Origin of the sequence: Streptomyces sp. P9-2B-2, assembly GCF_030406865.1 — a bacterium.
GTDB lineage: Bacteria > Actinomycetota > Actinomycetes > Streptomycetales > Streptomycetaceae > Streptomyces > Streptomyces platensis.
In genome coordinates this window covers 1723000-1747424 of the sequence record NZ_CP129126.1, presented here as the reverse complement: position 1 = coordinate 1747424, position 24425 = coordinate 1723000, and the positions used below count along the sequence as shown (strand labels likewise).

Genomic DNA, 24425 nt, shown 5'->3' with positions numbered 1-24425 from the left:
GCCGACGGCTGAGACGGCTGATGACTGCGACAACTCACCGGGACTCCGACCCCCGCCGGTTCGCGTGGGGGTGCGGCAGTGGGCGCCGGCAGGTGGCAGGTCGCCCCGAGCAGTTGGCCGAATACCACCGGACAGGCATGGACGAAGTTGTCGTCACCATGGCCGGCGTGTATTCCGAGCACGGACCCCGGAAACGCCGTGCGAGACCATCAGAACGTCCTCGCCGCGTGCCGGAGGCCATGAACTGACACACGCTCAAGTGCGGTAGCACGGGCGGGCGCCCTTGATGCTCCCCGGCCCGCCCGCAGGGAGGAGACTCACCACCGTGCCCGACGACATCGCGCGCTGGCTGACCGAGCACGCCAGGCCACTGGGCACGCCGGCCCCGGGCGCTCCCCACGGCGACCTCGAACCGCTGGGCGACGCCCTGCGGGACGTGCGAATCGTCGGTCTGGGCGAATCCACCCACGGCACCCGCGAATTCTTCCAACTCAAGCACCGCATCGCGGAGTTCCTGGTGCGCGAGGCAGGCTTCACCACCCTCGCCCTGGAAGCCAGCGCATCGGCCACCCGCGCCCTGGACACCTACGTCCGCCACGGCACCGGGGACCCCACGCGCCTCATCACCCGTCTGGGATTTTGGACTTGGCGCACCGAGGAGATGCTCGACCTCGTCCAGTGGCTGCGCACCCACAACCACGATCTGCCCGAGGACCGGCAGGTGCGCCTCATCGGCCTGGACCCCCAGCGCTGCACCGACTCCCTCGAAGCGCTCGCCACCTACCTGCACCAAGTGGCCCCTGAGCAGGCGGAGAACGTACGCGAACTGGAGCCACTGGCCCAGGCCCACCCCGCCGCACACCCCGACCCGCAACAAGCCCTCCTGCACCGCGCCGAAGCCCTCGCCGCTTTCCTGGAAGCTCACCACGAGGAATTCGCCCGGCACACCACACCCAAGACCGCCGACGAAGCCCTGGAACACGCACGCATCCTCACCCGCGCCGCCGACCTGGTGACCCGCTCAGCCGTCCCGCCCTCCGGCGAGAACAGCGTCTTCGCCGCCCGTGACCGCTCTATGGCCGACGCCGTGATCCGGCTACTCGACGACGACCCTGCCGCACGCGTCATCGTCTGGGCCCACAACGGCCATATCGCCAAGGGCACTTACGGCGACGGAGTACCCGCACTCGGCAGCCGACTCCGAGACCGCTACGGCGACGACTACTACGCCCTGGCCCTGCTCTTCGGCAAAGGCACCTTCCTCGCCCGCCGCAGCCACAACCTGCACGCCCCGCCACGCCGCACCCGCATCGGCACCGGAATCCGCTCCCTCGAAGCCCGCCTCGCAGCCGCCCTCCCCGGCAACTACTACACCAACCTGCGCACCAACGACCCAGCCCCCCAAGCCACTCCATGGCTGCACACCCCACACACCCACCGCAGCTTCGGCGCCGCCGTCCCCCGTTTCACCTACCGCTTCCACGTAGCCCCCCTCACCCCGGCCGACGACTACGACGGCATCGCCTTCGTCGCCCGCTCGAACTGCTCCCGGCGGCTGCCGGCGGGGGAGGTGAGCGCCGCCGGTCAGGACGGGGCAGATGGGGAGCGCCTCACGGGCCGGTCGCGCCCCGCGTAAGCCCAGGGGCGGGCGTTCTGCCTCCGGACAACGACCGGAGCCAGAACGCTTCCCACGGTTGGCTGTCCTGGCAAGGACGCCCGTCGGCTCAGGAATCGAGTACGGCGGCGACGGATTCGATCTCTACCAGCTGGTCGTTGTAGCCGAGCACGGTGACTCCCATCAGCGTGCTGGGCACGTCGTGGTCACCGAACGCGTCCCGGACCACCTCCCACGCCGTCACCAGGTCCTTCTGCCGGGTGGAGGCCACGAGAACGCGGGTGCTGATGACGTCCTGCAGCGACGCACCGGCATCCGCCAGCGCGGTCCGCAGGTTCTCCACGGCCTTGGCCGCCTGCCCCGCGACGTCCCCGATCGCCGCGGTGGAGCCGTCCTCGTTCAGCGGACATGCACCGGCGAGGAAGATCAGCCGCGACTCGGCGGGGGCCGTGGCCGCGTAGGCGTACTCGGCAACATCGGACAGGGACGCGGAGCGAATCAACGTGACGGCGCGTGGCACGGGCATTCCTTTCGCGGGGGACGCGGGACGCCCATGACCCTCTCAAGGATCAACTCTGCTTTCGACGCAATTTCCGGGGCGGGGGCGACTGCTCCGGTGGGATGGCGCGGTCTCGCAGACGGAAGCGATGCCGCCTGCGAGACCGCGCAAGGCCCGAAGGTCTGCCCGCTACTGGAGGTTCGCCCGCTACTACGGTGCGATGGCTTGGAGCCAGTCCTCGACGGCGACGACATCCGCCCACTGCGGGAACAGCCGCTCGGTGAGGAACTGGTGGACCTCGGGGTCGGTGTCGAGGCAGGCATCGGCCAGGACGGTGAGGCCGAAGTCCTGGTCGTTGGCCTGGCACAGGGTGTGCAGCACCACGCCGCTGGTGGCGATGCCGGTGAGAACAAGGCTGTCGATGCCGCGAGCCCGGAGCACCACGTCGAGGTCGCTGCCCAAGAACGCGCTCGCCCGCCTTTTGGTGACCACGATGTCGTCCTGCCGGGGCGCGACGTCCTCGTGGATCGCCGTGCCGGGGGCGCCTTCGGTGAAGAGGCCGGCCTGCACGATGGAGTTGAGCACCCTGTTGCGCGGGCCGACGTCAGGATGACCCGGCCGCAGGCCGATGACCACGTAGATCACCGGGATGCCCGCCGCCCGGGCGCCGTCGATGGCTCTGCGCACGCGCGGCAGATATCCGGAGCCGTCGTCGGCGATGTCGACGACGTCCTGCTGGACGTCCATCACGAGAAGGGCGCTGTTCGCCATGCTTGCTCACCGTCCGTTCTTGAGGGGGAGACGAGAGTAACTCCGGGGAAATATCCGGGTTGAGGTGGGGGATGGGGAGATCCTCCGGGTGTTGTTGGCGTGCAGACCCGGTGCGATTCCAAGGGGCCGGGGCGGCGACGCGTCCCTTCGACCCCTGCGGCCTCGAAGGGCGAAGGCCACTGGGCCACACCTCGCGCGGCGAGCCACCCAGCTGCCTCGTCGAGCACGCCGATACCTCGTCTGGCCTGTGCCTGCCGCGGCCATGAGCCTTCACCCGTGGCGGCCGTCGCGCATTTCCCAGGCCCCTGCCGATGCGGGGAATTCAGCCAGGATGTCGGTCATGGTCTCCGCGAGGCCGACGACTTTCTCGTATGGCTTTCGGTCTTTGAGCCAGCCGAGCATGTGGTTTCCGTGGAGCCGCCAACCCATTGTGGCGCCCACGGTGATGCGTACCACCGGCTCGGTGACGACCAGTTCGGCGAAGGCGGGGTCGACGGAGCACTTGACCATGCGGGGATCGCGGCCGGCGGACAGGTGGGTGGGGGTTCCGGCGTCGGGTGGAAGGGGTTCGTTGCGGAGCCGGTAGACCAAGGTGCCGACGGAGACGGAGGTGTCCGGGAAGGTGGTCGGCAATGTCAGGACGGCCACGGAATAGGAATGGACGAGGGTTCCGTAGCGGCCGCCCTTGCGTACCCCGGCCAGGTGGAAGAGCGTCGTGGGGTATCCGCGTACCTGGCCCTCCAGCACATGGTGGATGTGATTTCTGAACGTGCCGAAAGGATGACCGGGGAGTCCGAATTGAGTTAGCCAGTCACCGGATTCCCGTGTGCGGTAGCTGTGCCAATCAGGGTCGTTGCGATATTTCTGGACGCTCTTCCTCACCCGCCACATGCCGTGGTCTCTCCTCGTCCTTGTACGCCCACCCATCGTTCTCGCACGCCCGCCCACCAGGCAGGCCCTCATCCTTACTCCTTGTACGCACCGTCCGGGTCGGCGAGCGCAGAGTGTGGCTGGTCGAACGGGCTCGCCGGGTGTTCGGCGGTCCTGTCGGTCTCGTTGGCGTTGGCGTCGCCGTAGACCACGCCGTTGGCGGCGGCCTGCCGCCCGGGGCCGAAGGAAGGGCCCGTGTCGGGGTCGCGGTGCCGTCCGCCCCCGCCGTGCTCGTACCGGGCGTCACTTCCGTGCACCGCTGCTCCACCGGCCGCGCCGCCGACAGCACTGGTGATCAGGTCGGGGACGAGGTTGTCGGTGGTCTTGCTGCCCTGGTGCATATCGAGACCGTCCGCGGCCATCTGGCCGCCCGCACTGGTGGCCGCGCCTGTGGCCGTCCTCCCCCAGAAGCCGTCGCCCTCGAAGACCCTGCCGAGCCCGCCGGACATCCGCCCGCCCACCACCCGGCCCCCCGCTCCGAGAGCGGTGCCGACACCTCCGGCCACCGCGGCGTCCTGGAAGTCCTGACCCCAGGTGACCTGCTGTCCGGTGAACACCTGCCCCAGCACATTCCCGGTGAAGTTGCCGGCCGCGTTCGTGCCGAACTCCACGCCGATCTTCAGGAGTTTGCTGCTCTCCATGAGGTCACGGAGTGTCTCCAGGGCCGATTCGACCGTCTTGAGCAGCTTCGCGAGCCGCGCGACGACCGTCCCGGCCTCGGCGACCTCGGCTGCCGCAGCACCAGCGGCCACCGCGTCGGAGAAGCCCGCGGTGAGGACGGTCAGGCCCAGCCCCACGGCTGCGGTCACCGCCAGTTCCTCAAGGACGTGCTGCACCTGCTCATTGGCGTCCTCAATGTGGTCGGCCGCCTGTTCCAGCTCTTTGGCCACGCGCTCGAAACGGGGGAGTGCGTGGTCGATCTGCTGTTTGGTGTGTGTCCAGTGTTCCCGGAATGCGGATGCGGCCCGGCCGCTCCAGTCCGCCTCACCGAGGTCTGCGACCTGGTGGTCGAGATCCCTCCCCGTGGATTCCAGGTCATGTGCCATCCGGCGCCATGCTTCTGCGCACGTGCGTAATACCTCGGGATTTCCGCCGGGTTTGAGGATGTTGAAGCTTTTTTCGATCTCCGGCTGCTGGTCGGCCATGGTCACTTCCCCTCGAGGGCGGCCGCGCGCTCCGCGTCGGTGTGTTCGTAGTTCGCGGCGGTGCGGTCCAGGCCGACCGCGTAGGCGGCGAGTTGCCGGTGCAGCTGCTGGAGACTTTTGACGGTGGCCCGCGTCATCTCCACGTATTTCGCGAGCGCCTCGGTGGATTCACTCAGCACCCCGAATGCATCGTCCACATTCTCCGCCTTCTTGGCGAAGTGATGTATCTGGCCCTGGATCCGGCCTTCCACATGCGTGAAGTCACGAGATAAGTCGCGAAGTTTATCCGGGTGGGCGGTGAAGTGCTCGTGCGTCATATTCAACTCCCCGTTGCGTGAGCGATCTTGCGCCGAACACGCTAGCGGGGCGTGCGATTACGGTGGAGGGATGTCGCGTCAAGATGCCGACAAGAGCGTCAAAACCTGCACACACAAAAGCAAGAGAACGGCAAACTCCGCAGTCGGCGCGCAGAGCCGCGGAATCCGAGCTCGTTGACGCTGGCTCTGTCGCGGTTCGACGGTGTTTCAGATGGGAAGCCCCATCAGTCCCCATCGGCGTCGTCGGGCTTCGCCGACGATTTCGGCCCAGCCGGACAGCAACGCGGTGAACTCGTCGAAGTCCGCGATCCAGCGCCCCGGGCATGCCGCGTGGCGTGCGTACGGTTCACGGAGTCGCGGCAGAGCGGGGGCAGCTTCCTGCCAGCAACGGTTCAGATGGGCCACGGACCGGGGCCCGCGGGCGATCAGCGGCCCGGGCCGCCACAGGCCGTGCTCGGAGGGGAAGACCTCGGCGTCCACGTGCTCGGTGTCGCTTTCGGCCTCGGGACCCCACCAGATCAGGGCTTCCAGGAAGTCGTCCAGCGTTGTCCGCAGCTCGGTCCCGGCGGCGTCCCGGACGTCCTCCCACGCCTGCGCGGCCCAGAAGTGCGGCTTGTACGAGCCGAGGGTGCCGCCGAACTCGTACCGGCCCAGCCAGGACCGGTCCGGCTCAGCAGGCCACACCCAGCCCGCGTCGACCTCATCGCTTTCGTCGTCCGCGTACGCCGACTCCTGGAGAACCTCAAGCCGGTCGTCCGGCGCGATCTCCGTGAGGTGCGCCCAGTCGACGATCAGGACGGTGATGTCCATGCCCATGGGGTGAGGCTAGACGGGTCGCGAAGGAGTCCGGGGACCGGGGCGCAACGGGGGCGGCTGATCGCGCGCGGCTGATGCGCACCGTGTGAGGCCACTCGCGGTCCTTCGCTCCCCCCCCCAGGTATCCCGGCGAAGGGGCATCCTAAGCAGCCGCTTACCATGGCCCCGGCTCGTCGTCAGAGCCTCACCCGTCCCGACAGCACCCTTCGCACCAACAGCGCCGGTCGGCGCGAGAAAACCAGGAGCACGTTTCGTGAGCGTCGAACCCCTTCAGGCCAGCACCGTCCCGTACGGCGAACTGGTGCCCGTCACCGTCCACTTCGACGACCTCGACGCGCTCGGCATGCTCCACAACTCCCGCTACCCGCTGCTCGCCGAGCGCGCCTGGGCGGAGTACTGGCACGGCCAGGGCTTCACCTTCGACGGCGACTGGGCCGCCGCGGGCGATATGTGCAATGTCATCAAGGAGATGAAGGTCTCCTATGAGCGCCCGATTACCCGGCCCGGCCGGTACGCGGCGCACCTCTGGGCCGAACGCCTCGGCCGCACCGGCCTCACCTACGGCTTCCGGCTCTGCACGGCCGACGGCACCGAGACCTACGCCCAGGGGCACCGGGTGCTCGTCCGCGTCGACGCGCAGACACTGCGCCCCATCCCGTGGTCCGACCGCGCCCGCGCCATCGCCGACCGGCTGCTTCGGCCGGAGGCCGCGGACGCGGGCTCCGAGGCGGGCACGGAGGCGGAGGCGGCCTGAGCCTCGGCGGGCTGTGGGCGGGCACTCCTGCTCGGGGTGCTTCCGTCGACCGCACAGCCGGTGCCGGCCCGCCCCGCCCCCCAACACCACCCGCCGCTCAAGACCTCTCCAGCTCCCCAGCCACCGCCGGAGCGCTCCCCGACGCCGTACGGCTCGGTACCCCCAGTACCCGCGCGCCTACCACCAACCCGCATGCCAGGGCTGTGACCAGCATGAACGACACCGGCAGTGAGGTCGCTTGGGTCAGGCCGCCGATCGCGGACGGGGCGATGAGGCCGGAGGCGTAGGTGATGGTGGCGACGCCCGCGATCGCCTGGCTGGGGGCGGGGCCGCTGCGCGCGGCGGCCGCGAAGGCCAGTGGGACCACCACCGCGATACCGAGGCCCATCAGGCCGAACCCGCCCATCGCCATGGCCGGATGCCGCGCCGCGACGATCAGCAGACCGCCGGCCGTGGCCAGTACGCCGCCGGCCCGCACCGTACGCACCGCACCGAACCGGGCCACCACCTTGTCCCCGGCCAGCCGGGCGACTGTCATCGTGCAGGCGAAGGCGGTGGTCGAGGCGGCCGCCAGGCCCGCGTCGGTGCCCAGCTCGTCGCGGAGGTAGACCGCCGACCAGTCCAGGCCGGCGCCCTCCGCGAAGACCGCGCAGAACCCTATGGCCCCGAGGATCAGCGCCGACCTCGGCGGCAGGGCGAAGCGCGGCGGCGGATGCTCCTCGGGGGTGCTGCGCAGATCCAGTACGCCCCGGCAGGCGAGCGCGCCGAGCAGGGTCAGGACGAGGGCGGCGCCGGCCAGATGGAGCCGGGCGTCCCAGTCGGTGTGCGCGGCGACGGTGCCGGCCGCCGAGCCGAGGAGGGCGCCCGCGCTCCACATCCCGTGCAGCCCCGACATGATCGGTTTGCCGAGCCGGTTCTCGGTCTCCACGCCCAGCGCGTTCATCGCGACGTCCGACGTCCCGGAGGCCGCGCCGTACATCAGCAGCGCCGGGATCAGGGCGTAGAGGCCGGGGGAGAGGGCGGGCAGGACCAGCGACAGGGTCCACAGGGCGAGCAGGCCGCGGAGCGCGGTGCGGGCGCCGAAGCGGTGACTGATCCGGCCGGCCAGCGGCATCGCGAGGGACGCGCCGATCGCGGGGAAGGCGAGCGCCAGGCCGAGTTGGCCCGGTGAGATGGCGGTGTGGTCCTGGATCCAGGGGATGCGGGTCGCGAAGTTTCCGGTGACCGAGCCGTGGATGAGGAACACCGCGGCGACGGACCGGCGCGCCCGGCGCAGCTCGGTGTGGGGGAGTGGGTTGGCGCCGTCGGGGACGCTGATGCCAGCCATGCGCGGTAAATTATCAGGAACCCTGCCTGATAATAAGGGGGTTGGTCCGACCGAATGAAAGAATCCCGCCATGCATGCACCGCGCGCGGCAGCGGCCGGCCGCACCGCCTCCCCGACCACGGCACGGCTGATCAACGATCGGCTCGCGCTCCAACTCCTCCAGTCCGAGGGTCATTTGACGGCAGGTCAGCTCAAATCGTTGACCGGACTGTCCCGGCCGACCGTGGCGGACCTCGTCGAACGTCTCCAGGAGGCCGGGCTGATCGCCGTGGTCGGCGAGAGCGGCGCCCAGCGGCGCGGGCCCAATGCCCGGCTCTACGGGATCGTCGCCGACCGGGCCCACCTCGTCGGCCTCGATCTGCGGACGCACAGCATCACCGTCGCGGTCGCCGACCTCCTGGGCCGGGTGCGCACCGAGCACACCGTCGCCATCCGCCCGGACAGTGCCCCCGACACGGCCGTCGCCACCGCACTCGCCGCCGTGGACAAGGCGCTCGCCACGGCGGGCGCGCCCGCGCCGCACACCATCGCCGTCGGCGCGCCCGGCCTGGTCGACCCCGCCACCGGGCGACTCGCCGGCACCGACTGGACCTCGTCCTGGCACGTCGGGCTGGTGGGCGCGCTGCGCGCACGCACGGGCGTAGCGGTCCTGGTGGAGAACGAGGTCAATCTCGCCGCCATCGCGGAGCAGCGCGACGGCGCGGTCCGCGACCGCGACACCTTCGTCCTGCTCTGGCTCGGCCACGGCACCGGCGCCGCCGTGGTCCTGGACGGCACGCTGCGGCGCGGCGCCTCGGGCGGCACCGGAGAGATCGGCTTTCTGCCGGTCCCCGGCACCGGCGCACTGCCCTCCGCGAGCGGCTGCGACGGCGGCTTCCACTCCCTGGCCGGCTCCGCCGCGATCTGCGCCCTCGCGGCGGAACACGGTCTGTCGCCCGAGGACGCCGCGGGGTCGGCGGACGGCGCGAACAGGCCGTCGTCGGAGAACGCCGCCGGGCCGGACGGGGCGAATGGGCCCTTGTCCGAGAATGCCGCCGTGACAGACGGGGCGAACGAGTCGTCGTCCGGCACCGAGGCCACCGACGGCCCGCCCGCCGAGTCCCTCGTCCGGGCCGCCGTGGCCGCGGGCGACGCCGGTGCCGCCTTCCTCGACGCGCTGGCCGCACGGATCGCCCTCGGCGTGGCGGGCGTGTGCGCCGTACTCGACCCCGGGTGTGTCGTGCTCGGCGGCGAGGTCGGCCGCGGCGGCGGCGCCGAACTCGCCGACCGGGTCACCGGCCATCTGGCCAGGCTCTCCCCGCTGCGTACCGACGTACGGGCGGGGGCGGTGGGCGGACGGGCGGTACTGCTCGGCGCGGTGCTCGCCGCACGGGACGCCGCGCAGAACGACCTGTTCGGAGCCGCGGGCCCGGAGGCGGCACCTCGTCCCTGAGGCATCCCTTCAGGGGGGTGGGAACAGATCCCGTAGGGGATACGGGCGCCCCTCGCGGGCCACAACGTGCCGGGGGCGGGAGGTATTCCCGGACGAGCGCCAGGCTGGGGGTGTTCCCGACGAGCGCCGGGGCGCGGCCGTTCCGACGAGCACCAGGCCGCGACGAGGATCCCCGACAGCACCCGACACCGCCCGCCACCTGAACGCGCCCACCTCAGCCACCCATCAGACCGCCCCCACCCGCTCCGCCAGAAATTCCGCATAAGTCCGTCGGCCCTCGGCGTGCTCCGGTGTCAGGTTTCCGCCGCGGCGTAGTGCGGCGGCGGTGGGGCCCGGTAGCCGGAGAGGCATCAGGAGGCGGCGTCGTCCGCCCGCCTCCAGGGTGGTCCGTACGAGGTCCCGGGCGGTCAGTACCTCGGGGCCGCCCAGGTCCGGGACCCGGCCGGCCGGGGGGCCGGCCGCCAACTCGGCGAGGCGGGCGGCCACTTCGTGTACCTCGACCGGCTGGACCCGTACCCCGGTCGGTACCGGCAGTACCGGTGACCGGGCGCCTGCCTTGATGAGCTGGAGCACCAGGTGGTGGAACTGCGTGGTGCGCAGCACCGTCCAGCCGATGCCGGAGTCCTCGATCAGCCGTTCCACGGCGAGCTTGGTGCGGTAGTAGCGGAGCGGCACCCGGTCCACTCCGACGATCGAGATGTAGACCAGGTGCGGGACGCCCGCCGCCTTCGCCGCCTGGACGAGGCGGCCGGCCGCCTCCATGTCGCCGCCGGCCGGTGTCGAGGCGCAGTGCACGATCGCGTCCACTCCGGCCAGCGCCTCGGGCAGCCCCGTGCCGTCGCGCAGATCGACCGCGTACGACTGCGGCCGGGGGCGCTCCGTGCCGGTGTGCGGACGCCGGCTCAGTGACCGGACGTCATGGCCGTCGTCGAGCAGCCGGTGCACCAGGGGATGCCCGAGCGTGCCGGTGCCGCCGGTGACCAGAATTGTCGCCATCGAGGATCAGTCCTTGGGGAGAAGGGGCGGGGACGTCTCCGCTATGACGCCTCACGCGCGCGGTCCGTGACACGGGCGGCGCGCCGGGGGCTGTGAGGCAGCCCACAGGGCTTCGCTCGCATGGGCCACGACGCGGCGTGGCAGACTGAAGCTGTACTGACATAAAAGCAGCAGCGCACTCCGGGGTCGGTGTAATTCCGAACCGGCGGTAACAGTCCGCGACCCGTCCGCAGCCAGCGGCCGGTTGAGCAGGTGAAATTCCTGCACCGACGGTGAAAGTCCGGATGGGAGGCAGTGCGCGGCGGGCGAGCTTCGGTACACCGCCGTCGGCGGCGCGTCCGGTCGTTTTTCCGGACGGGCTGTACGCATTTTTCCGGCCGCGGTGTTCCCGTGGCGTCGTTTCCGCTTCTGTCGTCACAGACAGCCCCGGAGTCCGTGCCCTGAGAGGCAGGAGGACCCGGTGGCCACCGCAGCCCCCGTCGAGATCGCGGCGATGCGCCGAGCCATTGAGCTCGCCGCGCGCGGGCTCGGGCACACCAGCCCCAACCCCGTGGTCGGCTGCGTCGTTCTCGACTCCGCCGGCTGTACGGCGGGCGAGGGCTGGCATCAGCGGGCCGGCGGGCCGCACGCCGAGGTCCATGCCCTGCGTGCCGCGGGCGAACGCGCCCGGGGCGGCACCGCACTGGTCACCCTCGAACCCTGCAACCACACCGGCCGCACCGGCCCCTGCGCCCAGGCGCTGATCGACGCCGGGATCGCCCGCGTCGTCTACGCCGTCTCCGACCCCAACCCGACCGCCACCGGCGGCGCCGTCACCCTGGCCGAGGCCGGGATCGACGTCGAGGGCGGACTGCTCGCCGACGAGGCCGCCGCGGGCAACGAGGCCTGGCTGACCTCGGTGCTGCGCCGCCGCCCCTTCGTGCTGTGGAAGTACGCCGCGACCCTCGACGGCCGGATCGCCGCTGCCGACGGCACCAGCCGCTGGATCAGCTCGCCCGAGTCGCGCGCCGATGTGCACCGGCTGCGCGCCGCCGCGGACGCCGTGATCGTCGGCTCCGGCACCGCCCGCGCCGACAATCCGCAGCTCGGCGCCCGGATCAGCGGGCTGTCCGACGACGAGATCAGCCAGCCGCTGCGGGTCGTCGTCGACTCCGGCGCCACCGCCGTCAAGGCCGGCGCCCGCGTCCTGGACGGCACCGCGCCCACCCTTATCGCGGTCGCCGAGGACGCCGACGCCGGCCACCTCGAAGGACTCGCCCCGATCGTCCGGCTGCCGCGCGCCGCCGACGGGCCCGGGCTGTCCCTCCCCGCGCTGCTCCAGGCGCTGTACGAGCGCGACGTCCGCTCCGTGCTGCTCGAAGGGGGCCCCACGCTCGCCGGTGCCTTCCTCGCCGCCGGGGCCGTCGACAAGGTCGTCGGCTACCTCGCGCCGGTACTGCTCGGCGCCGGAGCGGCCGCCGTCGGCGACGCCGGAATCACCACCATCGCCCAGGCGTTGCGGCTCGACGTGACCGACACCGAACGGCTCGGACCCGACCTGCGCCTCACCGCCACCCCCATCCGCCACGCCCTCCACGAGGAGAACTGAAGTGTTCACCGGAATCGTCGAAGAACTGGGTGCGGTCGTCGCCGTCGAGAACCTCGGTGATGCCTCCCGTTTTAGGCTCCGCGGGCCCGTCGTCACCGAGGACGCCAAGCACGGTGACTCGATCGCCGTCAACGGTGTCTGTCTGACCGTCGTGGACACCGCCGACGGTGAGTTCACCGCCGATGTGATGGCCGAGACCCTCAACCGCTCCAGCCTCGGCGCGCTGGCCGCCGGCTCGCGGGTCAACCTGGAGCGCCCGATGGCGCTCGGCGGGCGGCTCGGCGGGCACCTCGTCCAGGGCCATGTCGACGGCACCGGCACCATCGTCGAGCGCGTCCCCGGTGAGCACTGGGAGATCGTCAAGATCGCGCTGCCGGCCGCACTGTCCCGCTATGTCGTCGAGAAGGGCTCGATCACCGTCGACGGTGTCAGCCTCACCGTCGTCGACGCGGCGGACGACTACTTCACCATCAGCCTCATTCCCACCACCCTCGCCCTGACCACGCTGGGCATCAAGAAGGCCGGCGACCCCGTCAACCTCGAAGTCGATGTCCTCGCCAAGTACGTCGAGCGGCTGCTCGGGCGAGGCACCGGCACCGGCACCGGCGCGGACCTCAGGGATCTTGAGGAGATCAAGGAGATGGACCGGTGAGCGTCCTGGACACGCTGAACGGCGAGGTCTTCACGGCCTTCGGGCAGCACGTCATCTGGTCGGACATGATCGGCAACACCATCGGTCTGGCCGCGCTGGCGCTCGGCTGGCGGCGCTCCATCTGGACCTGGCCCGCCCAGCTCCTCTCCGGAATCATCCTCGTCGCCGCCTACGCCTCCGCCCACCTCAGCGGCGGCGTCGGCAAGCAACTCCTCGTCATCGGCGTGGCGTTGTGGGGCTGGCGGCAGTGGCAGCGCGGCCGGCAGCAGGCCCAGGACGGCTCCATCGCCGTACGCTTCGCCGGCTGGCGCGAGCGGGCTGTGCTGCTCGGCGGCACCGCACTGGGCACCGCGGCCGTCGGCACCCTCTTCACCCTGATCCCGCAGCTGTCCTGGAACCCCTGGCCGGACGCCTACATCTTCGTCGGCACGCTCGCCGCGATGGTCGCCCAGGCCCGCGGACTGGTCGAGTTCTGGTTCGCCTGGCTGCTGGTCGACGTCGTCGGCGTCCCGCTCGCCTTCAGCAGCGGGCTCGCCTTCTCCGGCCTCGTCTACGTCGTCTATCTCGCCCTCGTCGTGTGGGGCATGCGCGACTGGTGGCTGCGCTCGCGTGCGAGCGGCCGCCCCGTCCTGGAAGGAGCAGCGGCATGACCGCACTACAGAGCTGGTACGACGAGGACGCCGCGGCCCTGGCGCTGGACCCCGTCGCACAGGCCGTCGCCGATATCGCCGCCGGCCGCCCCGTGGTCGTCGTGGACGACGAGAACCGCGAGAACGAGGGCGACCTCGTCATCGCCGCGGAGAAGGCCACCCCCGAGATCATCGCGTTCATGATGAGCGAGTGCCGCGGGCTGATCTGCGCCCCCATGGAGGGCCCGGAGCTGGACCGGCTGGAACTCCCGCAGATGGTCGAGCACAACACCGAGTCGATGCGGACCGCCTTCACCGTCTCCGTCGACGCCACCGCCGCGCACGGCGTGACCACCGGCATCTCCGCCGCCGACCGCGCCACCACCCTGCGGCTGCTCGCCGCCGGGGAATCGACCGCCGGTGACTTCGTCCGGCCCGGCCACATCTTCCCGCTGCGCGCCCGGCCCGGCGGGGTGCTGGTCCGCAACGGCCACACCGAAGCCGGCGTCGACCTCGCCCGGCTGGCCGGACTGCGCCCGGCCGCCGCCATCGTGGAGATCGCCGGCGAGGACGGCACGATGCTGCGGCTGCCCGAGCTGGTGCCGTTCGCCCGTAAGCACGGACTGTCGATCATCTCCATCGAGGACCTGATCGCCTACCGGCAGTCGTCCGAGCCCACCGTCCGCCGCGAGGCCGAGACCCGGCTGCCCACCGCCCACGGCGAGTTCACCGCCTACGGCTACCGCTCCACCGTCGACGGCGTCGAGCACATCGCGCTGGTCGCCGGGGACCTCGGCGACGGCGAGGACGTCCTGGTCAGGGTGCACTCCGAATGCCTGACCGGCGATATCTTCCACTCGCTGCGCTGCGACTGCGGCCCCCAGCTGGAGGCCGCGCAGCGGCGGATCGCCGAGGCCGGACGCGGTGTGGTGATCTACCTCCGCGGCCATGAGGGACGCGGTATCGGCCTGCTGTCCAAGCTGCGCGCCTACGAACTCCAGGAGCGCGGCCGCGACACCCTCGACGCCAACCTCGAACTGGGGCTGCCCGCCGACTCCCGCGATTACGCGGCCGGCGCCCAGATGCTCCAGGACCTCGGGGTCCGCTCGGTGCGCCTGATGACCAACAACCCGGAGAAGACCGCCGCCCTGGTGCGGCACGGCCTGCGGGTCTCCGGCCGCGAGGCGATGCCCGTCCAGGCCGGGGAACACAATCTGCGGTATCTGCGCACCAAGCGGGACCGGATGGGGCACGACCTGCCCTGGCTGGACCCCGCCGCGGGCGGCGGCGCCGACGGAGCGGCCTACGCCCCGCCCGCCTCGGCCACCACCTGCGACAACCAGTAGCCACCCGGCACCACGTCACCCAGCACGTCACCACCAACCGGCACCATCACCCGAACGAGGAGAACCGTGAGCGGCAAGGGCGCACCCGAACTGACCGTGAAGAACTGTGGCGACCTGCGGGTGGCCGTCATCGCGGCGCAGTGGCACCAGCAAGTGATGGACGGCCTCGTGGACGGCGCGCTGCGCGCCCTCACCGAGCTCGGGATCGACGAGCCGACGCTGCTGCGGGTGCCCGGCGCCTTCGAGCTGCCGGTCGTCGCCAAGGTCCTGGCCGGCCGCGGCTATGACGCCGTGGTCGCCCTCGGTGTGGTCATCCGGGGCGGTACACCGCACTTCGACTACGTCTGCCAGGGCGTCACCCAGGGCCTGACCCAGGTCTCGGTGGACACCGGCGTACCGGTCGGCTTCGGCGTGCTGACCTGCGACACCGAGCAGCAGGCCCTGGACCGCGCGGGCCTCGAGGGCTCCACCGAGGACAAGGGCCACGAAGCGGTCACCGCCGCCGTCGCCACCGCCGCGACGCTGCGGACCGTGTCCGAGCCCTGGCGCTGAGGCGAGGGGGCAACCGCGTAGGGTGGTCACCATCATGTCCAAGAAGACGTTCGAGGAGCTCTTCGCCGAGCTCCAGCAGAAGGCCGCCACCGGCGACCCCACCACCTCCCGTACCGCCGAGCTGGTGCAGGCAGGCGTCCATACGATCGGCAAGAAGGTCGTCGAGGAGGCCGCCGAGGTCTGGATGGCCGCCGAGTACGAGTCCGACGAGGCCGCCGCCGAGGAGATCTCCCAGCTCCTGTACCACCTCCAGGTCATGATGGTCGCCAAGGGCATCTCCCTCGACGACGTCTACGCCCACCTCTGATCCACCACACCGCACCCCAACACCCTTCACCTGCAAAGGAACTTGCTCTCATGCTGCGCATCGCTGTCCCCAACAAGGGTTCACTGTCCGAGCCTGCGTCGGCGATGCTCCATGAGGCCGGCTACCGCCAGCGCAAGGACCGCAGGGAACTGGTCCTGGTCGACGCCGAGAACGAGGTCGAGTTCTTCTTCCTCCGCCCGCGCGACATCGCGGTCTACGTCGGCTCCGGCAAGCTCGACATCGGCATCACCGGCCGTGACCTGCTGCTGGACTCCGGCTCGCCGGCCGAGGAGATCCTCCAGCTGGGCTTCGCCGGCTCGACGTTCCGCTACGCCACCCGCCCGGGCACGGCCACGGACGTCAGCGAGTTCGGCGGCATGACGATCGCCACCTCGTTCTCCGGCCTGGTCCGCCAGCACCTCGCCGACAACGGTGTGGACGCCTCCGTGGTCCACCTCGACGGCGCCGTGGAGACCGCCATCCAGCTCGGCGTCGCCGAGATCATCGCGGATGTCGTGGAGACCGGCACCACCCTGCGCAACGCCGGGCTGGAGATCATCGGCGAGCCGATCCTGAAGTCCGAGGCCGTGGTCATCCGCGGCACCGGAGCGCCGGACGACGACCCGAAGGTGCGCCAGTTCCTGCGCCGTATGCAGGGCGTCCTGGTGGCCCGCCGCTACGTGATGATGGACTACGACATCCGGGTCGAGCACGTGGAGAAGGCCGTCGGCCTCACCCCCGGGCTGGAGTCGCCGACCGTCTCCCCGCTGCACCACGAGGGCTGGGTCGCGGTCCGCTCGATGGTCCCGTCCAAGGACGCCCAGCGCATCATGGACGAGCTCTACGACCTCGGCGCCCGCGCGATCCTCACCACCGGCATCCACGCCTGCCGGCTCTGACCCGCGGCCCCCGGCCACCCACCCGTACGCACCGCATCACCCACGACGGAAGACCGACGACGTGTCCGCGCCCCTGCCCAGCCTGCCGGTGACCTTCCGGCCGACCCGCACCCGGGTCGTCCTGTACTCCGTGGGCGTCGCCCAGCTCGCCGCCCTCACGGCGATCGCGCTGGCACTGCCCAAGCTGAGCGGTGGCGAACGGCTGAGCTTCGTCCTCACCGGACTGCTGGTGCTCGCCGTCCTCCTGCTGCTCGGCCGCCCGAAGGTGGTCGCCCGGCAGGAGGGCGTCACGGTGGTCAACCTCACCACCCGGCGCGAACTGGCCTGGGCGCAGGTCGTCCGGGTCAACCTCCGGGTCGGCGACCCCTGGGTCCACCTCGACCTCGCCGACGGCACCAGCCTGCCCGCCATGGGCATTCAGCCCGGCATCGCCCGGGAGCAGGCCCTCCGGGACGCCCGTGCGCTGCGCGACCTCACCGAGAAGCATGGTGCTGTCGACCACACGGCCGGGTGAGCCTGCCCTAATCCGGGCCCTGCTGTTTACTCTGTTCTCCGGGGCGCACCCTGCGCCCTGCCCTTCAGTGGGCTCAACACGACCCGAGGAGTGACTCCCTCCGGCAATGGACGGATCGTCCTGTAGTACCTGCGCCGCCCCTCCCCAACCCCCGCATACCACGGAGGCGGCGGCATGACCGGCCCCCTTTTGCTGCTCGCCGCGGCACTCGTCCTGATCCTGGCCAACGGTTTCTTCGTCGCCGCCGAGTTCGGACTCATCACCGTCGAGAAGGCGGACGCCGAGCGCGCCGCGGCCGACGGTGACCGCCGCGCCCACACCGTCGTCTCCGCACTGCGGGAACTCTCCTTCCAGCTCTCGGGCACCCAACTGGGCATCACGATCACCTCCCTGGTGGTCGGTATGCTCGCTGAGCCCGCGCTGGCCGAGCTGCTGTCCGGCCCGCTGCTGGCCACCGGCCTGCCCCAGGGCGCGGTCCCCGGCACGGCCGTGGTGACCGGCATGCTGCTGGCCTCCGGCGTCCAGATGGTCGTCGGCGAGCTGGTCCCCAAGAACTGGGCGGTTTCCAAGCCGCTGCCCGTCGCCCGCGTCGTGGCCGGGCCGCAGCGGGCCTTCTCCCGCTTCTTCCGCCCGGTGATCACTCTGCTGAACACCGTCGCCAACCGCCTGGTGCGCGCCCTGGGCGTGGAGCCGACCGATGAGCTGGCCTCCGCCCGTACCCCGGGTGAACTGGTCTCGCTCGCCCGGCACTCCGCCCGCGCGGGCGCGATCGAGCAGGACACCGCTGACCTGTTCGTCCGCACCCTCTCGCTGGGCGATCTGACGGCGGAGAACGTCATGACGCCGCGCGTGCGGGTGAGCGCCCTCCAGTCCTCCGCGACCGCCGAGGACGTGGTCAACCTCACCCGCGCCACCGGCCTCTCCCGTTTCCCCGTCTACCGCACCCGCCTCGACGAGATCGTCGGCATGGTGCATCTCAAGGACGCGCTGGGCATCCCCGAGCACGACCGGCTGCGCACCCCCGTCGGACGGATCGCGGTACCGCCGCTGCTGGTGCCCGAGACGCTGCCGGTGCAGCCGCTGCTGGAGCGGCTGCGCAGCGAACAGCCGATCGCGGTCGTCGTCGACGAATACGGCGGCACGGCCGGCGTGGTCACCCTGGAGGACATCATCGAGGAGCTGGTCGGCGAGGTCCGCGACGAGCACGACGGGGTCGACCTGCCCGAGCTGGGCCAGGCCCCGCCCGAGGAGGGCCGCCCCGCCTGGGACGCCGACGGCGGCTGCCGGGTGGACACCCTGCGGCGGATCGGCCTGGACGCCCCCGAAGGACCGTACGAGACGGTGGCAGGACTGGTGGCACACATACTCGGCCGGATCCCGGCCCCCGGCGACATCGCGGAACTCGACGGCTGGCGGCTGCGGGTGCGGCTGGTGTCGCACCACCGCGCCGAACGGATAAGGATCGTACGCACCGCGACCGTCACGGTGCCCGCCGCCCCCGGGGCGCCCCGTGAACCCGTCGTGGTCGGCGCGGAGGTGGCCCGGTGACGCTGGTCCAGCTCCTCTTCGCGGTACTGCTCGTGCTCGCCAACGGCTTCTTCGTCGGCGCCGAGTTCGCCCTGGTCTCCGTACGCCGCAGCCAGATCGAACCCCTGGCGACCGAGGGGTCCAGCCGGGCCCGCCAGGTGCTGCACGGCCTGGAGAACCTCCCGCAGATGATGGCCGCCGCCCAGTTCGGCATCACCGTCTGCTCACTGACGCTCGGCGCGGTCGCCGAGCCGACCGTCGCCCATCTCCTGGAACCGCTCTTCGCGGCGGTGCACCTCCCCGCCGCCCTGGTCCACCCGCTCGGCTATGTCATCGCCCTGGCGCTGGTGGTCTTCCTCCACCTCGTCATCGGCGAGATGGTCCCGAAGAACCTGGCGATGGCGGCGCCGGAGAAGACCGCCCTGTGGTTCAGCCCCGGCCTGGTCGCCTTCGCGCGGCTGTGCCGCCCGGTCACCGCACTGCTCGGGGCCTGCGCCCGCGGCGTGCTGCGGCTCTTCGGGGTGGAGCCGAAGGACGAGGTCGAGGCGGTCTTCACCAGCGAGCAGCTGACCCACCTCGTCGAGGACGCGGGGCAGGCGGGCCTGCTGGAGCCGGCCGAACAGGAACAGCTCTCGGACGTCCTGGAACTGGGCAGCCGCCCCGTCACGGACGTCCTCCTCGACCGGGCGGCACTGGTCACCGTCGACCCGACCGTGACCCCCCGTCAGGTGGAGGAGCTGACCGTACGGACCGGCTACTCCCGCTTCCCGGTGTGCGCCCCCGGCGGCGCGTACATGGGCTATCTGCATGTCAAGGACGTCCTCGACCTGGAGGAGCGGGACCGCGCGGTACCCCAGCGGATCTGGCACCCGATGACCACCCTGCGCGCCGAGCTGCCCCTGGACGACGCCCTGACGGCGATGCGCCGGGCCGCCTCCCACCTGGCCGCGGTCGCCGACGCGACCGGCCGGGTGCTGGGCCTGGTCGCCCTGGAGGACGTCCTCGAAATGCTGGTCGGCGAGGTCCGCGACCCGGCCCACCGGCGTGCTCCGGCGGCCCGCACCGGCCGGCGGCAGGCCGGCGAGCGGGTCAGCGAGCCCCGCGAGGAGGCGGCACTGCCGGCGGAGAACCGGGCGATGGCGGGCTGAGCCGAGGCGGGGCGCCGGGCCGGGGCGCCGAGGGGCTGAAGCGCCGTCCCTGGGCGCCGACCCGCCGGGCCCGCGACGGTCAGTACTCCGGCCGTCCCCGCGGATCCGGCCCGCGCCCGGAGAGCACCTCGCCGTAGGCCTGCATCAGGTCGGGCAGTCGGAGGGTGGCGAGGTCGTCGCGGGTGGGGGTGCCGAGCCAGGTGGCGAGCCGGAGGTCGCGGTAGGCGCAGCTCTTCTCGTACAGGGTGCGCAGGAAGCGGCCGTTGCCCAGCTCGTCGATCCAGCCCTGCTCGACGACATGACCGCTGATGCTGCACAGCTCGTCGCGCGCCTCCTCGTCCCAGCGGTCGCCGTTCTCCGCGGCCAGCACCTCGCCGATGGCGGTCAGTTCCAGCGGCCGGTAGCTGGGGAAGTCGACGCGGCTGGTGAAACGGGAGGACAGGCCGGGGTTGGCGGCCAGCAGCCGGTCCATGCCCTCCGGGTAGCCCGCCAGGATGACCACGAGCCGGTCACGGTTGTCCTCGGCGCGCTTGAGCAGCACCTGAAGCGCCTCGTCGCCGTAGGCGTCGCCCTTGCTGTAGCCGGAGTTGGAGAGGCTGTACGCCTCGTCGACGAAGAGCACCCCGCCCAGCGCCGAGTCGATCAGCTCATTGGCCTTCACGGCGGTCTGGCCGAGGAACTCGCCGACGAGATCGGAGCGTTGGGCCTCCACGAGATGGTCGCCGCCCAGCAGCCCCAGCGCGTAGAAGACCCGGCCGAGTATCCGTGCCACGGTCGTCTTGCCGGTGCCGGACGGGCCGGAGAAGACGAAGTGTCGTTTCGGCGGCTGCACCGGCAGCCCCTGGCTCGCCCGCAGCCGGGCCATCCGGAGCTGTGCGGACAGCGCCCGCACCTGCCGCTTGACCGGCTCCATGCCGACCATCCGCTCCAGCTCGGCCAGCGCCTTCTCCAGCAGCACCGGATCGGCGGGCCCGGCGGGCAGCCGCTCGGCGCCGCGCGGCACCGGGGCCGTCGCCTTGACCCGGGCCGCCGCGTCGCCCCCGGCGGGCACGCCACCCGGCTCGCCCTCCGGCCCGTCGGCCTCGCCGGTCACCAGCAGCTCACGGCCGTCGGCCGGATCGAGCGGGGCCGGCGGATCCGGATCGCCGCCGGCCTCCTGGCCGAGGCCGGCGGCGGAGACCGTCGCGAGATCGGAGCCCTCGTCGAGGCCGTCGCCCTCCGCGATGGCGGCGAGCCGGGCCGCGGTGTCCATGAACGCCGGGTCGACGCGGTGTACGGCGCGGTAGAGGGGGAGCGCCGCGGCGCTGCGGCCGGTGCCCTCATGGGCGCGGGCGAGCCAGTAGCGCAGCTCCTTGCGCTGCGGCTGCTCGCTGCGGCAGCGCATCAGCGCCGCGGACAGCAGCGGCTCGGCCTGCCCGTACATCTCCAGCCGCACCCGCGCCATCCCGCCGAACAGCCCCGCCTCGATACCCAGCGCCGGATCGGCGAGCAGCGGCTCGGTCTGCCGTACGAGCTGGTCCCAGTCCTTGACGAGATAGGCGCGACAGGCGTGCAGAAAGCGCACCTGGGGGTCGGTGTCGACGGGCGGGCAGCCGGCCAGCGCCTGGTCCAGCTCGGCGACATGGCGGCCGTCGAGCCAGTGGGAGGCGTGCGCGAGCAGCAGATCGCGGCCGGTCTCCAGCACCGGCTGAACCCACCAGCCCAGCCAGTACCAGGAGTTGAGGGTGCGTCGGTGACGCGCGCGCATCTCACCGAAGCGGTCGCGGTGCCGGTGCATCCGCAGCAGGGCGATGGAGGTGTCGGCACGCAGTGCGTGCAGTCCGAGCCAGGCGTCGGCCATCGTCGGATCGAGTCGTACCGCGGCCCGGAACTCCTCCTCGGCCTGCGGATACGCGCCCACGGTGTAGGCGTCGACCGCGCGCAGCCAGGCGAGCTCGGCCGGGGCGGGCGAACCCTGAGCGCCGAAATCCATCCCGTCCCCCCACAAAGCGTCCCCCGTGCGGCGCCGGGCGAGTGCCCGGCGGCGGCTCCCTAACCGGCATACCGCGGGCGGGAGTTGACCGAATCCGCGCGCACCTCGGCCCTGGCCTGTGGTGGCACGGACTCGCATGGTACCTGCGGGATCGGTGCAGGCCGTAGAGGGCGGTACGGGGCAACAGCGGGCGACCGGGCGAGGGTTCGCGGCGCGAAGAATGCGGTGACCCAGGGTGAGGGAGAGAGGGCGCCCGGCGGCGGCACGGGGCGGTTTCAGACAGAACGAAGCCCCCGATCACGGGGGAACAACCGGGGGCTTCGCATCTGTGGGCGGTCCGTTGAACCGCACATTGAGAACGTAAGTCCTGTACGCCCCCCAGGTCAAGCCGAGTTGAGGTACTCGGCGGGACCCTGTCGGCGTTGTCGGACGCCTCTGCCATGGTCCACTACGGAGCGTGAGAAGCGGGGCCGATCATGGTGCCGCGGAAGGCCCCACGACTACCTCGTACCCCATCTGCCCCTGCTGGACCAGGAAATCGGCGTAGGGGCGCGAAGGATCCGCCGCGAAGTGCGCGCGCTCCGCCGGAATCCAGCCACTCCAGAACGCGGAGAGCCCCGGCCCGTCCCGGAGTTGACCCCTTTCCCAGGAGTGTTCGCTCGTCAGTTCCATCCACAGCAGGCACGCCAGAAACGGCCGCAGCGCCCGCCGGCCGGCGCCCACACCCTCGACGAGCACCAGCGGCTCGGGCGCCAGCGCACGCTCCTCGGTGAACTCGCCGCGCACCCAGTCGTAGACGTCGTAGCGCGCCGTCTCACCCCGGGACAGCGGAGCGAGGATCTGGGCGTCGAAGCGCTCACTCCAGGCGAAGAGTTCCTCATGGGTGGCGAGATCGTCGGTGTGCACCACCGGCACCCCGCCCAGCGCGCCGGCCAGCCGCTCGGCGAACGTCGTCTTGCCCGAGCCGGCGTGCCCGTCCACCGCGATCAGCCGCACCAAACCGCAGGAGGGCGGCACGGCGAGCAGCCGGGCGGCGAGCGAGGCAAGATCACGGTCCATTGCGCCAGCGTACGCCGCCGGCGCGCACCACTCCGATGCCAGTGGTCCACGCCAATATTGGTGCCGCGACGCGCCCCGCACCGCCTTCCGCAGCAGGCCCGGAACCGGAATAGTTGAGCCACTGCTCAGCCGCCCGTCGCCCGTACGCCGCCCGGCCCGACCTCCCCGCCCGCTCGTCTGCATCCCACTGGGGGACCTCCACCATGACCAGCTCCGCACCCCGGCGCACCGTCCTGGCCGCCGCACTCGCCGCCGCGGCGGGTGCCGCCACCCCCTCGGCGCAGGCCGACGCCGCCCGTACGCCCGCAGCGTCCGCGGCCGCCGGCACCCCGGAAGCCGCCGCGCGCCGAACGAAGAGCCTCGTGGACTATCACGCCTGGACCACCACCGCCGACTGGAACAAGGGCCACGCCCAGGGCACCGCCCTCGCGCACGGCGCCCGGCCCGGCATCCGCCTCGTTCACCCGGTCGGCACTCTCGACTACAAGGATCCGCACACCGGCCGGACCACCGCCTGGGAGTACGCCGTCTGGACGTCCCCGGCGCACTCCCTCAAGGTCCCGGCCACCGAGGCCGTCGCCTCCTGGAACGCCCACACCCCGCCCGGTACCTGGATCGCCGTCGAACTGCGCGGCACCTACTCCGACGGCGGCCGCACCCCCTGGTACGTGATGGGCCGCTGGACCGCCGGCGACGGCGACGCCGATATCCGCCGTACCTCCGTCGACGACCAGAAGGACGGCAAGAGCAGCATCTCCACCGACACCTTCGCCGTCGACGCCCCCGCGAGCGGCCTCCGCCTGACCTCGTACCAGCTGCGCGTCACCCTCCACCGCAAGCCCGGCACCGCCCTCACCCCCACCGTCTGGCGGCTGGGCGCCATGGCCTCGGACCTCCCCGACCGCTTCGAGGTGCCGGCCTCCCGGCCCGGCCGGGTAGGCCGCGAGCTGGCCGTCCCCCACTACTCCCAGGAGATCCACAAGGGCCAGTACCCGGAGTACGACAACGGGGGCGAGGCCTGGTGCAGTCCCACCTCCTCCCAGATGGTCATCGAGTCCTGGGGCCGCAAGCCCACCCGGGACCAGCTCTCCTGGGTCAACCCCGACTACGCCGACCCCCAGGTCTGCCACGCCGCCCGCCACACCTTCGACTACCAGTACGAGGGCTGCGGCAACTGGCCCTTCAACGCCGCCTACGCCGCCACCTACCGCGACCTCCAGAGCGTAGTCACCCGCCTCGCCTCCCTCACGGCCGTCGAACGCCTCATCCACGCGGGCATCCCCGTCATCACCTCCCAGTCCTTCCTCAAAACCGAACTCGACGGCGCGGGCTACGGCACCGCCGGCCACCTGATGACCGTCGTCGGCTTCACCAAGAACGGCGACATCATCGCCAACGACCCGGCCGCACCGAACAACGCGGCGGTCCGGCGGGTTTACAAGCGCCGGCAGTTCGAGAACATTTGGCTGCGCACCAAGCGTTACGACGAAAAGGGCCAGATCAAGAGCGGTACAGGAGGCATCTGCTATCTGTACTGGCCGGCCAAGCCAGCACCGAGTCAGCACCGCGTACTGCGGGAGCTGGGAATCCGCTGAGTATGTGCACGCCGACAGTAGCGCTCGGTGCCGTA

The 24425-nt window shown here is 71.5% G+C and carries 24 protein-coding genes and 1 riboswitch; of the genes, 14 read left to right on the top strand and 10 right to left on the bottom strand.

Going from position 1 to position 24425, the window contains the following annotated elements; genetic code table 11:
- Positions 1-325 precede the first annotated feature (325 nt).
- Positions 326-1636 carry an erythromycin esterase family protein gene (locus tag QT196_RS07425; protein WP_290354641.1) on the top strand — a complete coding sequence of 437 codons (1311 nt, stop codon included), beginning with the start codon at positions 326-328 and terminating at the stop codon, positions 1634-1636.
- An 88-nt stretch (positions 1637-1724) separates the two neighbouring features.
- Here QT196_RS07425 and QT196_RS07420 read toward each other — a convergent pair whose 3' ends face one another.
- The 6 genes from QT196_RS07420 to QT196_RS07395 form a co-directional block, all read right to left on the bottom strand.
- Positions 1725-2135, bottom strand: a complete 411-nt coding sequence (locus tag QT196_RS07420; protein WP_168478173.1) for a Rid family hydrolase — start codon at positions 2133-2135, stop codon at positions 1725-1727.
- Positions 2136-2324: 189 nt separating this feature from the next.
- Positions 2325-2885, bottom strand: coding sequence for an isochorismatase family cysteine hydrolase (locus QT196_RS07415; RefSeq protein WP_168478172.1), 561 nt, complete (start codon positions 2883-2885; stop codon positions 2325-2327).
- 270 nt (positions 2886-3155) lie between these two features.
- Positions 3156-3776, bottom strand: coding sequence for a hypothetical protein (locus QT196_RS07410; protein ID WP_290354640.1), 621 nt, complete (start codon positions 3774-3776; stop codon positions 3156-3158).
- Positions 3777-3850: 74 nt separating this feature from the next.
- A complete protein-coding gene (locus tag QT196_RS07405) occupies positions 3851-4960 on the bottom strand; it encodes a WXG100 family type VII secretion target (protein WP_168478170.1) in 1110 nt (369 codons plus the stop codon).
- A 2-nt stretch (positions 4961-4962) separates the two neighbouring features.
- Positions 4963-5277, bottom strand: coding sequence for a type VII secretion target (locus tag QT196_RS07400; protein ID WP_290354639.1), 315 nt, complete (start codon positions 5275-5277; stop codon positions 4963-4965).
- A 207-nt stretch (positions 5278-5484) separates the two neighbouring features.
- Entirely contained in the window at positions 5485-6093 is a 609-nt protein-coding gene (locus tag QT196_RS07395) for a hypothetical protein (RefSeq protein ID WP_290354638.1), read from the bottom strand.
- 253 nt (positions 6094-6346) lie between these two features.
- On the opposite strand from QT196_RS07395, the gene QT196_RS07390 reads away from it, so the two are divergent.
- Positions 6347-6847: a thioesterase family protein gene (locus QT196_RS07390; protein WP_266736192.1), complete on the top strand. Its 501-nt coding sequence runs from the start codon at positions 6347-6349 to the stop codon at positions 6845-6847.
- Between the two features lie 97 nt (positions 6848-6944).
- On the opposite strand, the gene QT196_RS07385 is transcribed toward QT196_RS07390, so the two are convergent.
- Positions 6945-8174: an MFS transporter gene (locus QT196_RS07385; protein ID WP_290354637.1), complete on the bottom strand. Its 1230-nt coding sequence runs from the start codon at positions 8172-8174 to the stop codon at positions 6945-6947.
- Between the two features lie 70 nt (positions 8175-8244).
- Here QT196_RS07385 and QT196_RS07380 point away from each other — a divergent pair, with 70 nt between their 5' ends.
- Entirely contained in the window at positions 8245-9606 is a 1362-nt protein-coding gene (locus tag QT196_RS07380; protein WP_290354635.1) for an ROK family transcriptional regulator, read from the top strand.
- Between the two features lie 225 nt (positions 9607-9831).
- Here QT196_RS07380 and QT196_RS07375 read toward each other — a convergent pair whose 3' ends face one another.
- On the bottom strand, positions 9832-10602 hold the full coding sequence (locus QT196_RS07375; protein ID WP_168478164.1) for an NAD(P)H-binding protein: 771 nt from the start codon (positions 10600-10602) through the stop codon (positions 9832-9834).
- A 171-nt stretch (positions 10603-10773) separates the two neighbouring features.
- Positions 10774-10904: riboswitch (FMN riboswitch) on the top strand.
- Between the two features lie 158 nt (positions 10905-11062).
- Between QT196_RS07375 and ribD the strand changes: the two genes are divergently transcribed.
- The 10 genes from ribD to QT196_RS07325 all read left to right on the top strand — a co-directional run bounded on the left by ribD (position 11063) and on the right by QT196_RS07325 (position 19764).
- Positions 11063-12190 (top strand): bifunctional diaminohydroxyphosphoribosylaminopyrimidine deaminase/5-amino-6-(5-phosphoribosylamino)uracil reductase RibD, encoded by a 1128-nt coding sequence (ribD, locus tag QT196_RS07370; RefSeq protein ID WP_290354633.1) that lies wholly within the window; start codon positions 11063-11065, stop codon positions 12188-12190.
- Between the two features lies 1 nt (position 12191).
- The gene (locus QT196_RS07365; protein WP_290354632.1) at positions 12192-12842 is read left to right on the top strand and encodes a riboflavin synthase; all 651 of its coding nucleotides are present in this window, start codon (positions 12192-12194) and stop codon (positions 12840-12842) included.
- On the top strand, positions 12839-13492 hold the full coding sequence (locus QT196_RS07360; RefSeq protein WP_266736201.1) for a nicotinamide mononucleotide transporter family protein: 654 nt from the start codon (positions 12839-12841) through the stop codon (positions 13490-13492). The genes QT196_RS07365 and QT196_RS07360 overlap by 4 nt, the downstream gene beginning before the upstream one ends.
- On the top strand, positions 13489-14817 hold the full coding sequence (locus QT196_RS07355) for a bifunctional 3,4-dihydroxy-2-butanone-4-phosphate synthase/GTP cyclohydrolase II (protein WP_168478161.1): 1329 nt from the start codon (positions 13489-13491) through the stop codon (positions 14815-14817). Before QT196_RS07360 ends, QT196_RS07355 begins: the two co-directional genes overlap by 4 nt.
- Before the next feature lie 66 nt (positions 14818-14883).
- Positions 14884-15369, top strand: coding sequence for a 6,7-dimethyl-8-ribityllumazine synthase (ribH, locus tag QT196_RS07350; RefSeq protein WP_266736203.1), 486 nt, complete (start codon positions 14884-14886; stop codon positions 15367-15369).
- A 34-nt stretch (positions 15370-15403) separates the two neighbouring features.
- Positions 15404-15676 carry a phosphoribosyl-ATP diphosphatase gene (locus QT196_RS07345; RefSeq protein ID WP_042157533.1) on the top strand — a complete coding sequence of 91 codons (273 nt, stop codon included), beginning with the start codon at positions 15404-15406 and terminating at the stop codon, positions 15674-15676.
- Positions 15677-15726: 50 nt separating this feature from the next.
- Complete coding sequence (gene hisG / locus QT196_RS07340; RefSeq protein ID WP_168478160.1) at positions 15727-16575, top strand: ATP phosphoribosyltransferase; 849 nt, start codon at positions 15727-15729, stop codon at positions 16573-16575.
- A gap of 61 nt (positions 16576-16636) precedes the next feature.
- A complete protein-coding gene (locus QT196_RS07335; protein WP_168478159.1) occupies positions 16637-17089 on the top strand; it encodes a PH domain-containing protein in 453 nt (150 codons plus the stop codon).
- A 174-nt stretch (positions 17090-17263) separates the two neighbouring features.
- Positions 17264-18637 (top strand): hemolysin family protein, encoded by a 1374-nt coding sequence (locus tag QT196_RS07330; protein WP_266736208.1) that lies wholly within the window; start codon positions 17264-17266, stop codon positions 18635-18637.
- On the top strand, positions 18634-19764 hold the full coding sequence (locus QT196_RS07325) for a hemolysin family protein (protein ID WP_266736210.1): 1131 nt from the start codon (positions 18634-18636) through the stop codon (positions 19762-19764). Before QT196_RS07330 ends, QT196_RS07325 begins: the two co-directional genes overlap by 4 nt.
- Before the next feature lie 79 nt (positions 19765-19843).
- Here the strand turns inward: QT196_RS07325 and QT196_RS07320 are convergent, their stop codons facing one another.
- The gene (locus tag QT196_RS07320; protein ID WP_290354631.1) at positions 19844-21736 is read right to left on the bottom strand and encodes an AAA family ATPase; all 1893 of its coding nucleotides are present in this window, start codon (positions 21734-21736) and stop codon (positions 19844-19846) included.
- A gap of 474 nt (positions 21737-22210) precedes the next feature.
- A complete protein-coding gene (locus QT196_RS07315; protein ID WP_290354630.1) occupies positions 22211-22795 on the bottom strand; it encodes a hypothetical protein in 585 nt (194 codons plus the stop codon).
- A 203-nt stretch (positions 22796-22998) separates the two neighbouring features.
- Between QT196_RS07315 and QT196_RS07310 the strand changes: the two genes are divergently transcribed.
- The gene (locus QT196_RS07310) at positions 22999-24390 is read left to right on the top strand and encodes a peptidase C39 family protein (protein ID WP_290354629.1); all 1392 of its coding nucleotides are present in this window, start codon (positions 22999-23001) and stop codon (positions 24388-24390) included.
- Positions 24391-24425: the final 35 nt, after the last annotated feature.

Excerpts from the sequence above, each read along its gene's own strand:
- QT196_RS07355 (WP_168478161.1), top strand. The coding sequence starts at position 13,489 with ATGACCGCACTACAGAGCTGGTACGACGAGGACGCCGCGGCCCTGGCG.
- QT196_RS07310 (WP_290354629.1), top strand. The coding sequence starts at position 22,999 with ATGACCAGCTCCGCACCCCGGCGCACCGTCCTGGCCGCCGCACTCGCC.
- QT196_RS07315 (WP_290354630.1), bottom strand. The coding sequence starts at position 22,795 with ATGGACCGTGATCTTGCCTCGCTCGCCGCCCGGCTGCTCGCCGTGCCG.
- QT196_RS07320 (WP_290354631.1), bottom strand. The coding sequence starts at position 21,736 with ATGGATTTCGGCGCTCAGGGTTCGCCCGCCCCGGCCGAGCTCGCCTGG.
- QT196_RS07385 (WP_290354637.1), bottom strand. The coding sequence starts at position 8,174 with ATGGCTGGCATCAGCGTCCCCGACGGCGCCAACCCACTCCCCCACACC.
- QT196_RS07395 (WP_290354638.1), bottom strand. The coding sequence starts at position 6,093 with ATGGGCATGGACATCACCGTCCTGATCGTCGACTGGGCGCACCTCACG.
- QT196_RS07405 (WP_168478170.1), bottom strand. The coding sequence starts at position 4,960 with ATGGCCGACCAGCAGCCGGAGATCGAAAAAAGCTTCAACATCCTCAAA.
- QT196_RS07415 (WP_168478172.1), bottom strand. The coding sequence starts at position 2,885 with ATGGCGAACAGCGCCCTTCTCGTGATGGACGTCCAGCAGGACGTCGTC.
- QT196_RS07410 (WP_290354640.1), bottom strand. The coding sequence starts at position 3,776 with ATGTGGCGGGTGAGGAAGAGCGTCCAGAAATATCGCAACGACCCTGAT.
- QT196_RS07380 (WP_290354635.1), top strand. The coding sequence starts at position 8,245 with ATGCATGCACCGCGCGCGGCAGCGGCCGGCCGCACCGCCTCCCCGACC.
- hisG (WP_168478160.1), top strand. The coding sequence starts at position 15,727 with ATGCTGCGCATCGCTGTCCCCAACAAGGGTTCACTGTCCGAGCCTGCG.
- QT196_RS07330 (WP_266736208.1), top strand. The coding sequence starts at position 17,264 with ATGACCGGCCCCCTTTTGCTGCTCGCCGCGGCACTCGTCCTGATCCTG.
- QT196_RS07375 (WP_168478164.1), bottom strand. The coding sequence starts at position 10,602 with ATGGCGACAATTCTGGTCACCGGCGGCACCGGCACGCTCGGGCATCCC.
- QT196_RS07400 (WP_290354639.1), bottom strand. The coding sequence starts at position 5,277 with ATGACGCACGAGCACTTCACCGCCCACCCGGATAAACTTCGCGACTTA.
- QT196_RS07345 (WP_042157533.1), top strand. The coding sequence starts at position 15,404 with ATGTCCAAGAAGACGTTCGAGGAGCTCTTCGCCGAGCTCCAGCAGAAG.